The organism is Thalassolituus sp. UBA6592, assembly GCF_002433655.1.
GTDB lineage: Bacteria > Pseudomonadota > Gammaproteobacteria > Pseudomonadales > Oceanobacteraceae > Venatoribacter.
The window spans coordinates 1-14,129 of the sequence record NZ_DJIO01000119.1 but is presented as its reverse complement, the minus strand read 5'-3'; the positions used below and the strand labels follow the sequence as shown (position 1 = coordinate 14,129).

The window sequence follows — 14,129 nt, the reverse complement described above, 5'->3', positions numbered from 1 at the left end:
TCAGATTCAGCCTGCTGCATACTGCACCCGTGACTCAATATCTTTAACGCCTTCCATGGCGACAAAGGTACTGGTCTGGGTCACGTAGGGCAGGTTGGAAATCTTTTCTCCCAGCACTGCACGGTACGCATCCAGATCGGATGTGCGTATTTTCAGCAGATAATCAAAATTCGCTGCCGTCATATGGCATTGCTCAACTTCCGGAATCTGGCGCGCCGCATCATTAAAGGCGGTTAATGCCCGGGTACGGGTATCGGACAGGGATACCTGAACAAACGCGACATGGTGGCTGCCGATTTTCTTCTGATCAACCAGAGCGATATAGCCGAGAATATAGCCCTGATCTTCCAGACGCTTCATACGGATCTGACAGGGGGTTTTCGACAGACCTACACGGGATGCCAGCTCAGTAACAGTAACGCGCCCGTCGCACTGTAATTCCTGCAGAATCGCCAGATCAAGTTTATCCAGATTTTCCAAAGTGATACCTCCGCTCAGTATTCGTGAGTGAGTGCTTCCGGCAACAGAAATGACTGCCAAACAGCAGATGTGGGTATTTCTCTTAATTGAGGAATATTTCCTGATGAATAGCCGTGACACAGTCAAAATACCGTGCCTGATTATGATTTTCCAGTCAGATAGCCTGTCAGTCTGAGTATAAATATCCTGTGGATGCGTATCTTTTTCTGTTAACACCTGCTTGCTGCCAGTGATTATGGTTTTTGTGCAGCGTATTGCTTTAAGCACTGACTAAAAGTAATAGTCTTTAAACGTATTTGAACTGATATTTATGGAATAAAAATTCATAAATATCAGACTGTTAGCCAGTTGCTGATATTTGATGAGTGAAATTCTCGTCGTGAATGATGTTGTTCAGTGTAATTTTGTGCGCAGTTATTATTAGCCCTGGGTTTGGTTTGTATTTCAATTAAGACAAATTAAGAATAACTGGAACTGTTTTTGCGCCTGAATATTGGTTTCATAAATGACCTTGTAATACCTGTTGTTTATTTAACAGGGATTGTATCGGTTTTGGCTTAACGTTATGTGTGTGGTCAACAGCCGTCTTTGTTTGATGTTCAGCGCAGAAATTACTCGCTTATCAGTGCTATAGGCTATTTGACTCCTGATGCGCTATAACTTAATTCAATCGACTATCTATATATGACATTTGGTCATTAAGACTGAGATTGCTGCTTTAACCTGTCACAGAGCTGAAAAATATGAACTTTACAACGTTTGCTGAAACAGAATTCCACACAACGTAAAAAACGTATCAGGGTGGGCGATGCGCTGAATCGCTGCAGCAGTACCTGAACCTTTGCGCTGGCTTTCTGTGTCAGTGAACGAAAGCGGCTGAGCCGTAATTTTGTCCGGGGAAAGGGAGACTGCATATGATGGTGACACTTACATTTATTCTGTATCTGGGGCTGATGCTGGTTATTGGTCTGGTCGCTTACCGGCGCACACAGGACCTGTCAGATTATGTGCTTGGCGGGCGCAATCTGGGGCCTGTGCCCAGTGCGCTCAGTGCCGGTGCATCTGATATGAGTGGCTGGCTGCTGTTGGGATTGCCTGGCTTTGCGATGAGCGCAGGTTATGGCGCATTCTGGCTGGCGGGAGGACTGTTGGTCGGCACCTGGCTTAACTGGCTGATTGTGGCACAACGTCTGCGTACGTATTCCCACCGCGCCAATGATGCTCTGACCCTTCCGGCGTTCTTTGAAAACCGCTTTGATGATAAATCCCATGCGCTGCGTGTGGTGTCCGCTTTTTTTATTCTTGTTTTCTTTTTGTTTTATACCAGCTCTGGCCTGGTGGCGGGCGGAAAATTATTTAACACCGTATTCGGTATTGATTATCAGGTTGCCGTAGTGATCGGTTCGCTGGCGGTGATTTCCTATACCTTATTCGGCGGTTTCCTTGCAGTATCCTGGACTGATGTGGTTCAGGGTTTATTAATGGCAGGGGCGCTGCTGATCGTACCGGTTGTGGTGGTCAGTGATCTCGGTGTCAGCGATACCTTTGCCGCTATCGAGGCAAAAAATCCGGAATTACTGGATATGTTCACCAATGCCGATGGCACGACCATCAGCCTGATCGGTACCCTGTCGTTACTGGGTTGGGGGCTTGGCTACTTTGGCCAGCCGCATATTCTGGCACGCTTTAAAGGTATCAGCAGTAAAGACCATGTGCCCACAGCACGGCGTATTGCCGTGGCCTGGAGTGGCCTGTCCATGGCGGGTTCTGTATTAATTGGTCTGTTTGCCATTGCCTATCTGAAAACCGGACTGGGCGACAACGAAACGGTATTTATGGTGATGGTCGATGCGCTGTTTCATCCGGTCGTTGCCGGTATTCTGCTGGCAGCTATTCTGGCGGCGGTCATGAGTACCGCAGATTCACAATTGCTGGTGTCTTCCTCGGCGCTGGCAGAAGATTTTTATAAAGCGCTGTTTCATAAGGATGCCACTCCTGAAAAGCTGGTATTGGTTGGCCGCGTTGCGGTGATCGTGATTGCGGTAATTGCCACACTGCTGGCACTGGATGAAAACTCCGGCGTGCTGTCTCTGGTGTCGTATGCCTGGGCAGGCTTTGGTGCTGCTTTTGGTCCGGCGCTGGTGATGAGTCTGTACTGGAAGCGCATGAATCGCTGGGGCGCACTGGCGGGTATTGTGGTTGGTGGTGTCACGGTTGTGATCTGGAAGCAGCTCGAAGGTGGGTTGTTCGACCTGTATGAGATTATTCCGGGCATGGTAGCGGCGACGGTTGCTGTGGTTTTTGCAACGCTTTCAACATCAGAGCCTGATGAACGCATTCAGCAGCAGTTTGATGATGTCGTCACTGAAGTGCGCAGCTGATTTCTGCTGAAAAATATTCTGTGCTGCAGCATTCAGGGTAAATCAGCTTACTTTGACAGTGTTGCAGCGACTGGTAATAAGAAGGCAGTGCCTGCCAGTGGCGGCGCACTGTACGGGAGATAACCATGACAGCAATTTCTGAACCGCAGACCATATCCTCCGCTGAGCAGCAGCTTGATCAGCTACGGGAAAATATCCGCCGTCATTATCTGGCTGATGAAGACGCGGTATTAAAAAACCTTATCTGTGCGTCAGGTTTCAGTCGTGATGCCCGGCAGCAGGCATCGCACAAAGCGGCTGATCTGGTACGCCGGGTTCGCGCCGAAAGCCGCCCCAGCATGATGGAAAATTTTCTCGCTGAATACGGCCTGTCGACAAAAGAAGGCGTGGCGCTGATGTGTCTGGCGGAAGCACTTTTGCGGGTGCCGGACTCCACGACCATGGATGACCTGATTGAAGATAAAGTCGCTTTTGGTGAATGGCGGCAACACATAGGCAAGTCGGCATCGTCGCTGGTTAATACCTCGACCTGGGCGCTGATGCTGACCGGTAAGCTGATTGCTCCGGCGGGGGAAGAGGGCATGTCGGTCACCTTACGTGGCATGGTGAAACGCCTTGGTGAACCTGTAGTGCGCACAGCCGTGGGACAGGCAATGAAAGAACTGGGCCGTCAGTTCGTCCTGGGCCGGGATATTCAGGAGGCAACCAAAAGGGCAAAAAAGCTGGAGGCCGAAGGTTACACCTATTCGTATGACATGTTGGGTGAAGCTGCACGTACCGCAGCGGATGCAGAAGAATATCTGAAGCATTATGCCCATGCGATTGCAGCCTTAAGTCCACTCTGTGTGCATAAGCGTATTGCTGATAATCCGGGAATTTCCGTCAAGCTGTCAGCTCTGCATCCGCGCTATGAATTTGCCAAACGTGAGCGGGTAATGCATGAACTGACCGAGCGCACGCTGGTACTTGCCCGCCAGGCAGCAAAAGCCAATATGGGCTTTAATATTGATGCCGAAGAAGCTGACCGGCTGGATCTGTCACTTGATGTGATTAAAGCCGTCTTAGCGGATCCACAACTTAAAGGCTGGGATGGCTTTGGTGTTGTCGTCCAGGCTTTTGGTCAGCGCACCGCGTTTGTGATTGACTGGCTGTATGAACTGGCACAGCAACTGGACCGCCGGATTATGGTGCGACTGGTTAAGGGTGCCTACTGGGATGCAGAAATTAAACGGGCGCAGACGTTAGGGCTGGACGGCTTCCCGGTGTATACCCGTAAAGTGCATTCCGATATTTCTTATTTATGTTGTGCGGAAAAATTATTGGCGAAAACGGATCGTATTTATCCGCAGTTCGCTACCCATAATGCGCACTCTATTGCCGCAGTCCTGACCATGGCCGAAGGGCTGGATAACAAGGCTTTCGAATTTCAGCGCCTGCACGGCATGGGTGAATCTCTGCACGATATGGTACATCGTCAGGAAAAGACACGCTGTCGCATTTATGCTCCGGTTGGGCAGCACAAAGATTTATTGGCTTACCTGGTGCGTCGCCTGTTGGAGAATGGCGCCAACAGCTCGTTTGTAAATCAGATTGTTGATGAAAAAATTGCCCCGGAAACCATTGCCCGTGATCCTTTTTCTTTTGTTGAAGAACACGGTGTACTCGCCAGTCGGGCAATTGCACGTCCACCAGAGCTCTATGGAGAAGCACGCAGAAATGCTAAAGGCTTTGATATAACCAATATCCACGACGTGGCAATGATCGAACAACAGCGTGCGGTCTTTCGCACGCATAAATGGCGCGCTAGCCCGATGATTGCCGGAGGCCGATATCAGGGGGATGAGACCACGACACTGGTTAATCCTGCATGTCCGGATGATGTCGTCGGCACTGTAATCAGTGCGTCCGTTGCCGATATTAAACGGGCCATCGTGGCCGCTCAGGAGGGCTTTTCAGTCTGGTCGGCAACACCGACGCAAGAACGCGCTGAGATTATTGAACGCATTGCGGATCTGTATGAAGAGCACAGTATGGAGCTGTTTGCTCTGGCCACCCGGGAAGCAGGAAAAACATTGGCCGATGCCGTGGGTGAAATCCGCGAAGCCGTGGACTTTGCCCGCTACTATGCCCAACAGCTGCGTCAGTTTGAACAGAGTGCCGAAGCAGAGTATCTGTCTGCCCGGGGTGTGATCACCTGTATTTCGCCATGGAATTTTCCTTTGGCTATTTTCAGCGGACAGATCTTTGCAGCTCTGGCTGCCGGTAACAGTGTGCTGGCAAAACCCGCTGATCAGACACCATTAATTGCCGCCAGAGCGACTGAATTAATGCATCAGGCAGGCGTCCCTGAAGATGTGGTACAGCTTCTGCCGGGCAGCGGTGCGAAAGTCGGAGGACCATTAACCGCCGACGGGCGTATTGATGGCGTGTGCTTTACCGGATCGACGCAAACAGCGATGCGCATCAACCGAATGATGGCTGACCATATGGCAGCTGACGCGCCTTTGATCGCCGAGACCGGTGGTTTAAATGCCATGCTGGCAGACTCTACTGCTTTGCCGGAGCAGGTTGTACGGGATGTACTGGCGTCAGCGTTTCAGAGTGCCGGTCAGCGTTGTTCCGCCTTGCGTATTCTGTATGTACAGGAAGACATTGCCGATAATCTGCTGACTATGCTGTACGGTGCCATGGATCAGCTGCAGCCCGGTAACCCGTGGCAGCTGACTACCGATATTGGTCCGGTGATTGACGACGCAGCGAAACAGAAAATTGAAAATTACTGCAACGAGTTTGCTATCCGTGGCCAGTTAACCAAAAAGCTGGACGTACCAACAAGCGGCCGCTTTGTCGCGCCGGCGGTTATCCGCGTAAAAGGCATTGAGGAAATGCCGGAAGAAATTTTTGGTCCGGTATTGCACGTGGCAACTTTCCGCGCGACAGAAGTGAATGAAGTAATCCGTGATATTAATGCCCGTGGTCACGGTCTGACATTTGGTCTGCATACCCGAATGGATACCCGCATTGAATCTGTCACCCGTCAGATTCACGTGGGCAACACCTACGTTAACCGTAACCAGATTGGTGCCATCGTCGGTTCACAACCGTTCGGCGGCGAAGGCTTATCGGGCACTGGTCCGAAAGCCGGTGGTCCTGCTTACCTGAAGCGCTTTATGCGCGACAGGCGTGTACAGAACGAAAACCTTGAGAAGCCGGCCCATGTTATTGGCAGTGATGCACTGCAGTCAGCCATCGATCAGGTAGCGGTTAAAAAGCCAGCGCCGAAGGCAGCAGCACAGGCGCTTCTGGATGAACTTCATTTACCGGCCCGATATGCGGATGTGGATAACGTCAGCGATGTCACAATCATGCCCGGACCAACAGGTGAGAGTAATCGCTTGTCAGTGCATGCCCGTGGCGTTGTATTGTGTCTGGGGCCGGATGCCATGACAGCGATGAAGCAGGCTGCCATGGCGCTGGCTAATGGTAATCAGGCGGTGATGGTGGCTACCGGTGCTGACGATGTACTTAAGGCTTTAAACAGCAGTGCTCTGCCTTTGGTCGCTTTAAATGGCGTGGTTGAAAGCGAAGCACTGACGGCATGCCGTAACTTTGCTGCTGTCATCAGTTGTGCTGATGCACAGTGCCTGTCGGATTACCGTAAAGCGTTATCCTCAAGACAGGGGATTCTGGTTCCGCTGATCAGCGAAATGCTGCAGCATGAGCGTTATCAGATTGAACGTCATCTGTGCATTGATACAACTGCGGCCGGTGGCAATGCCAGCCTGATTGCGGCGTCGGAGTAATTTCCCGTTTCTTTTCTGTACAGTCTTAAACGGACATAGCTCACTGAATCGCAGGAAAGCGCTTTTACCTCTGAGTTATGGTGGTACTATCGGCGAACAGGGAACGTTCTCCACCATCAGGAAAGATAGCGCAGTGCAGCCATTTGATTCCATGCAGTTCCGTCATCCGTGGCGGCCGTATCAGGCCCGGGTATTGGGCGCAGTTCATGATCATTTAGACGATAAACGACTTCATATTGTTGCCGCTCCCGGAGCCGGAAAAACGACTCTGGGGCTGGAAATATTCAGAATGCTGGGCAAGCCGGCACTTGTTCTGTCGCCTACCCGTATTATCCGCGATCAGTGGCTGGAACGGCTGAAGGATTTCGTACCCGATGTAGCAGGCCTTAGCTGGATCAGTAACAGTGTTCATGCCCCTGGCATTCTGACCTCAATTACCTATCAGGCACTGCATGCAAAATTTTCTGAAGAGCTGAAACAGGAAAGTAAATACAGCGGAAATGCTACTGACTCTGAAGACGACGGGGAAGATGGACAGGCGGATGATATTTTTGCAGCGGAAGCGGACGAAGATACTGCTTCAGCGGATGTTGGTGAACTGGCGCAGGAAGAAGTAAACAGTTTTATCCGCATGATTGAAGAGAACCATTTTCAGGTTCTTATTCTCGATGAAGCGCATCATCTCAGGTCCGAATGGTGGCGGGCGCTGGAAAAAGTTTGTGAGCATTTTCCGGACATCGTTCTGGTGTCGCTCACGGCAACGCCGCCGTATGATGCTCAGGGCATGGAATGGGCGCGTTATGAACAGCTGTGTGGCCCGATTGATGAAGAGATATCTGTCCCTGAGCTGGTTAAAACCGGTACCTTGTGTGCGCATCAGGATTTTATCTGGGCCTGTGATGCGACGGTTACAGAAAAGCGTCAGATCGAGGAATACGACAACAGAGTCATGACGCTGTGCGACACCTTGTTTAACAGTGATGATTTTGTCTCTCTGGTGGCAACGCATCCCTGGCTTAACCCTGAGGGGCGGGAAGCGGAAATTGTTAAATCGCCGGAAACCGCCATTGCTCTGCTGGTGTTCAGTAAAGCAAAGGGATTACCAAAGCCTGTGTCACTGATGCAGTTTCTCGATATGGCAATTGAGGATATTCCTGAACTCGGACGTCATTGGTGGCAGCTGTTAACCGAAGCACTGCTGTTTGCTCCCAAGCGCACGTATACGGAAGAGCAACAGCAGTTTATTGCGCAGTTAAAAAAACAGCTTAAAAGCAGCGAATTATTGTATAAAAAGGAGCTGTCACTGGAACGCTCGCGGCGGGCGGAACGCTCCCTGTCGCTCAGTGCCTCGAAGGTTCAGGCCTGCGCTATCATCCATGAGCTTGAATATGCACAGCGTGGCGCATCTCTGCGACAGGTTGTGCTAACCGACTATATCCGCGACGAAGAACTGCTGTCAGGGCTGGATACCGGAGAGATTAATCTCGGTGCCTGGCCGGTATTCCGCGAGATCACATCTTTCTCTCCCATTCATAATCAGGTTGGTCTGTTAACCGGACGTCTGTCGATTATTCCGACCGGCAAACTGCCTCTGCTGCTGGCCGCAATGGAAACCGATAACGTCCGTACAGAGCCAATGGGCCAGGACGATGTTTACCATAAAGTCATTGCACCGCTGAATGAGCTGACATCCGCTTTTACACAGTTATTAATGGCCGGCGAACTCAAGGTGCTGGTCGGAACGCGCTCGCTGTTAGGCGAGGGCTGGGATGCGCCGGCAATTAACTCCCTGATTCTGGCCAGTTCCGTTGGCTCGTTTATGTTGACCAATCAGATGCGTGGCCGTGCCATCCGTATCGATAAACAGGTAGAACGTAAGGTCAGCAGTATCTGGCATCTGTTTGCTGTTAATCGTAAATCGTTTTCTGGCTGGAGCGATTATTATGATCTCCCCCGACGCTTTGATACCTTTGTCGGGGTGTCTGAAAACAAGCGGACCATTGAAAGTGGTTTCGAGCGATTGAATTTGCCTGATCCATGGATGACGGGCGGAATGAAAGAAGATCCCATTGAAATCTATAATCGCGAAATGCACGGACGACTGCGGAATATTAATGAGATATATTGGCGCTGGAAGAATGCACTGACACTGGATGACAGTGCCAGGGTGATACCATCAGTCAAAGTCGAACGCATGCCGCGCTTACGCGGAATGATACTGCGCCATTCTTTTGCCCATCTGGTTACGCAGATTATGGCTGTGGTGACCACTGTGTTGTTTTACGCGACGCTGATTGCTTCTGGCTCAGGGTTTACGATTTTTTGGTTGTTTGTGATTGGTGTTACGGCAGGGTTGTTGTACCGCCTGCCGAAAACCATTGCCATGATCAGGGTGTTGTATCGCCATTTGCCGGTTGATGGTGCGCTTAAATATATCGGCAGAGCAGTGACTGAGGCCCTGGCCGAAGCCGGCCTGATCACAACATCCACACGCCATATGAAAGTGACGGTAGAAATCCTCGAATCTGGTGGTTTTAACGTAGCATTGGCTGGCTCCACGTTTTACGAATCTTCGCTGTTTGCGGATTGCATGGCTGAAGTTCTGTCGCCATTGGAAAACCCCAGATATCTGTTACGCAGGGACGGTACGTTTCTGCGTAAAAAACGTCAGGATTACCATGCTGTCCCGGCGAAGTTCGCTGTTAAAAAAGATCTGGCGGCAATCTTCTGTAAGGCCTGGAATAAGTATGTCAGTCCGTCGGAGCTGATCTATACACGCTCAGCCGAAGGGCGGGAAGTTCTGTTAAAAGCCCGGGTCCAGTCATTCTCGTCGGTGTTTGAAAAAGAAATTAAACGGCTGGATAAGTGGCAGTGACTTACTGAGCCGGTATGCCGGGAGAAATTAATACCTGAATAAGGCGCTTGGAAATGACAGCTTCAGGCTTTTCTTTCGTTGCCCGGCTGTTCTAATCCGTTAAGTTTTCCCGTTTCTTTCTATATTCTCGTTTCTTTTTATTTTCTCGCTTCTTTGTACTTGCTTGTTTCTTGGTACTTGCTTGTTCGGGCTGGTTTTTTCCTGTTTGAACTGAACGCCTTTGTCGGCCATTTATGGTTAAGACAGAATAATTCTGCTGGCGCATCTTGCCTGATTGTGTAATCTTCACTAATTTGTCGGACTCTCCTGATACTTTGACGTCTTAACCAGGACGAAATGCACAGATTCAGGGCTGTAGTTAAACAGCAATCCACAAATGATTAATCAACAGGCCAGCAACGAATTCAGTACGGGTGGGTTCAACAGGCGCTGCCTGTCTGTACCCGTTGTAGCGGAGAAATACATGACCAGCGAAAGGGAAAAATTCGTCTCAGATGAGATAGAGAAGAAGATTACCGACTTCAAACGGGATTCAGATAAACACAAAAACCTGCACCGCAGCCTGCGTTATGGGTCTTTTTTCTGACCGCAATGCTCTCCATTCTGTCCGGTATGGCGCTCTATTACCCTGAGTATTCCACTACCTTCAATGCCACTATCCTGGCATTGGGTGCCATAGCAGGCTTTGTGGCTTCTTTTGAAGGTATCCGTAAAGCGGATGAATTATGGATCCATGAACGAACGATCTTTTATGAACTGTCGGACCTGCAGCGTGAACTGCAATACCGGCTGCTCAGCCGGGAAAATAACGATGATGTTCTGGACGATATCTTTTCCCGCTTTCAGACCATTCTGACCAACTCCGGCGAAAAGTGGAGTGGCGGTATTGTACGGGCAAAGGAGCGTTTGTCATCTCCATCCACTGATGATTGATGAATGACAGCCGACTGGAAAGCAGACACCGTGCGCGGTTAACATCCAGCTGCGCACGGTGTGCTGTGTCGTGTTGTATTGTATTGTGTTGTGTCGTGTTGCGGTAACAGTGACCTGAGCGATTAAGGCGCTATCTTTTTCTTCAGAGCCCGGGTAACCGGCAATGGCAGGTTCGGCAGCGAACGTAAAATCCATGGCAGAATTTTACGTTTAACGCCATTCATGGATTCCGGAACCATGGCTTCAATCAGATGTGGTCCCGGGTGACTCTGAGCGTATTCCAGCGCTTTATTCAGCTCTTCCGCCGTTGAAACCCTCACAGCATGCACTCCCATTCCCTGAGCCAGCTGTGCAAAGTTCAGTACCGGCCTGTTCAGATCCAGCTGCGATTTGGCTTTACTGCCCACCGATTCCGCGCCCACGCGTTCCAGTTCAATATTCAGTACCGAGTAGGATGCATTATTAAAAATAATGGACGTCACATTCAGCTGTTCCCGTGCCATGGTCCACAGTGACTGAATGGTGTACATGGACGTACCGTCGCCGATTAAAGCGAATACCGGACGGTCGGGGCAGGCGATGGCTGCACCTATGGCATTCGGAAGCCCCTGCCCGATGGCACCACCGGTCAGAGTGATCATATCGTGGCGGGGAGCGCCTTCCGTCAGCGCATTCAACATCAGGCCGGAGGTAATGGATTCATCAACGATAATGGCATTTTCCGGCAGATAATGGCCGATGGCTTTACAGACCTTAGGTGCTGTCAGGCGACCACGGGGAGCATCAGGGCGTTGCGGCTGTTGCAGCGCCGGCGTTGCACTGTCGGCGTGCAATACCTGCGCAAGTTTATGCAGACTGGCGGCGGCGTCCTGCTCAGGTGATGACAGGGTGTGCACAGTACAGCTTTCCGGCGCGAGATAACTCTGTTTACCCGGGTAAGCAAAAAAGGATACCGGTGCTTTGCAATCGACCAGAATCAGATGCTCAACATCGGCCAGCTGTACGCCGGCTAACTCGGCTAAATACGCGATACGTTCTACCGGTGGCAGTCCTGCGCCGCGTTCAATGCGCGTCGGGAAGGTTTCGGCAAACAGTTTTACGCCACAGGTGGCGGCAATGTTAGCCGCAGGCAGCAGGCTGGCTTCACGCAGGGCCTGACCACCCAATAAAATGGCGGTTTTTTTACCGGACTGCACTGCCTCGGCGATGGCTTTAACCACAGCATCGTCGGCAACTGGCTGGACTGGCTGTGGTGGCACGACACAGGGCTGGCCATTTTCACCCCAGGAAACATCCGCAGGCAGAATTAAGGTAGCGACCTGACCCGGCAGACCACGGGCTGCGGTGATGGCATCAGCGGCGTCTTTACACAGCTCTTCGGTTTTTTGCGAAGTACGGACAAAGCCCGGCGATACGTTGCGGGCCACGGTTTCGATATCAGACTGCAGCTGAGCATCGTATTTCACATGATAGGTGGCGTGATCACCGACAATATTCACTACCGGCACTTTGCCTTTGCGCGCGTTGTGCAGGTTGGCCAGGCCGTTACCCAGACCACAACCGAGATGGAGCAGGGTGGCGGCGGGTTTATCCGCCATACGGGCATAGCCGTCGGCGGCACCGGTGGCAACGCCTTCGAACAGTGCCAGCACAGCGCGCATGCGCGGTTCGCTGTCGAGCGCGGCAACAAAGTGCATTTCGCTGGTGCCCGGGTTAGTAAAACAGACGTCGATACCGGCATCCGCCAGGGTTTTCATCAGAGCTTGTGCGCCGTTTGGCATTGTTATTGTCCTCGCTCAAAAAATCGTTGTGCTGTTATTCACCAGCAATAATGGATTTAGCCGCTGCCCGGGCTGTCAGAATGCAGCCGGGTAAAAAAGTACCTTCCAGTGAACGTTTGCCGTTGCTGCCGCCACCACCAAATCCGGCGGCTTCTCCAACACAATATAAACCTTTAACCGGCTTGTTTTCGTTACCCAGTACCCGGCTTTTTAAATCGGTACGCAGACCGCCAAGACTCTTGCGGGTAATTAATTGCATGCGGATGGCAATAAAAGGTCCGGCTCCTTTCTTCTGTAACGGTGCTGGTTTACAGGTGCGCAGACGATCAGGCCCCCATTGGCGTGCGTGCAGAATCCGGCGGATCTGATCATCATTTGTTAATTTGTTGCCGGCTGAAAAATTATCATCAAAGCGATCGGCGGTGGCCTGCAGTACCGCCGGATCAATATCCAGTGAACAGGTCAGGGCATTCATTTTATCCGCCAGCTCAGCCAGTGAATCCGCAACAATAAAATCATCACTCTCACTGGCCATTTGTTTAATCAGGCGATGGTTGCCGGTCAGGGTTTCAAAGACAAAGCGCAGGAATTGTTTATCACGTATGCGCTGATTGTGTTCGGCACCGGAAATGGCGAATTCTTTGGCAGCGATACGCCAGTTAAGCAGGTGCCATGTCCAGGGTTTTTCCTGTTCGGCGACGCGCTGGCACAGCCAGTGGGTATCAAAGCCGGTTACCAGAGGTTCTGGTCCGATGCGTTGGCCTTTGTGGTCCAGCCAGAGGGCGGATTTACATGGAATGGTGGATAAACCATGACCGTCAAAATGAGGATACGGGTGGCGGAAACCGGCGGCGTAATTCCACATTTCACCGGCGTTAACGATATGCCCGCCAAGCGTTTCAGCGACATGATGATGCATATTGCCATCAGCCAGCGGATGCGCACCATTGAGCATGGTTTGCGGAAGCGGCCGATCCGCGGGCCAGTTGGCCCGCGTCTGCCGGTGGTTGCCATTAATCCCCCCGGTGGCAACCACTACGGTCTCCGCGGTAAAGCGGATTTCTTCCCCGTTCTTATCATCGCAACCCACTGCACCGGTAATGGTTTCACCGCATTGCTCCAGCGCGGTAATACTGTGGCTGTGCAGCAGAGTCAGCTGATTGTTTTTGTTGGCGGCGTGCATGGCAGCAATCATGGTACGCGTCAGTTCACGGGAGGTACCGTAAACAATATGATAGCGCGGCACGCTGTTGCCATCGCCGTTCATACCACGTTCTACCCAGTTAACCGCCGGCATAAACTTAATGCCTTCGCCAAGCAGCCAGTCGTGCACTTCGCTTCTGGAGTTGTGTACGTAATATCTGGCCCAGGCGAGCGAGTGTTCGTCGCTGGTGTCCAGCTCACCAAAACTAATCCAGTCTTTCAGGGCGCGCTCCGGCGAATCCGGAATGCCCATTTTTTTCTGCAGTGGCGTGCCGATAAGGGCCATACCGCCAAAAGCCCAGAGCGCAAGGCCGCCAAAGCGTTCCTCGCTATCGCGGTCAACCAGGGTGACACTTTTACCGGCGCGCAGCAGTTCCACAGCAGTGACGATGCCGGCGATTCCTCCACCGATGATGAGTACATCGGACGAAATGTGTTTGCTCATGAGCAGCTCAGACAGATTATTTATTATTAGAACAGCAAGATAGCCTGTCTGTGAGCGGGATAATTGACCTTAAAGGTCGCAGTGATTGACCGCGGAGGCCATCGCGGTCAAAAAGGACGCTGGCCTGCACTACTGTCCCACAAATTTCTATTCAAGCATTTTCGAAAAATGTCAGGCCCCTTGTCCTCATAGAGGGGCGTTACCCCTCTCGCCGGACGGGCTACCTCC

General features: G+C 51.5%; 7 protein-coding genes. 4 read left to right on the top strand and 3 right to left on the bottom strand.

What is annotated here, in order from left to right; all coding sequences use genetic code 11:
- Positions 1-6 precede the first annotated feature (6 nt).
- The gene (locus B2Z72_RS11330) at positions 7-480 is read right to left on the bottom strand and encodes an Lrp/AsnC family transcriptional regulator (RefSeq protein WP_296981345.1); all 474 of its coding nucleotides are present in this window, start codon (positions 478-480) and stop codon (positions 7-9) included.
- A gap of 917 nt (positions 481-1,397) precedes the next feature.
- Here B2Z72_RS11330 and putP point away from each other — a divergent pair.
- The 4 genes from putP (at position 1,398) to B2Z72_RS11310 (ending at position 10,472) form a co-directional block, all read left to right on the top strand.
- Positions 1,398-2,861: a sodium/proline symporter PutP gene (putP, locus tag B2Z72_RS11325; protein ID WP_296981367.1), complete on the top strand. Its 1,464-nt coding sequence runs from the start codon at positions 1,398-1,400 to the stop codon at positions 2,859-2,861.
- Between the two features lie 125 nt (positions 2,862-2,986).
- Positions 2,987-6,664, top strand: coding sequence for a bifunctional proline dehydrogenase/L-glutamate gamma-semialdehyde dehydrogenase PutA (gene putA, locus B2Z72_RS11320; protein WP_296981343.1), 3,678 nt, complete (start codon positions 2,987-2,989; stop codon positions 6,662-6,664).
- A gap of 133 nt (positions 6,665-6,797) precedes the next feature.
- Entirely contained in the window at positions 6,798-9,539 is a 2,742-nt protein-coding gene (locus B2Z72_RS11315) for a DEAD/DEAH box helicase family protein (RefSeq protein WP_296981342.1), read from the top strand.
- A gap of 582 nt (positions 9,540-10,121) precedes the next feature.
- On the top strand, positions 10,122-10,472 hold the full coding sequence (locus B2Z72_RS11310; RefSeq protein ID WP_296981365.1) for a hypothetical protein: 351 nt from the start codon (positions 10,122-10,124) through the stop codon (positions 10,470-10,472).
- Positions 10,473-10,594: 122 nt separating this feature from the next.
- Here B2Z72_RS11310 and B2Z72_RS11305 read toward each other — a convergent pair whose 3' ends face one another.
- Positions 10,595-12,253 carry an acetolactate synthase large subunit gene (locus B2Z72_RS11305; protein ID WP_297004841.1) on the bottom strand — a complete coding sequence of 553 codons (1,659 nt, stop codon included), beginning with the start codon at positions 12,251-12,253 and terminating at the stop codon, positions 10,595-10,597.
- A gap of 34 nt (positions 12,254-12,287) precedes the next feature.
- A complete protein-coding gene (locus tag B2Z72_RS11300; RefSeq protein WP_296981338.1) occupies positions 12,288-13,901 on the bottom strand; it encodes an FAD-dependent oxidoreductase in 1,614 nt (537 codons plus the stop codon).
- Between the last annotated feature and the right edge of the window lie 228 nt (positions 13,902-14,129).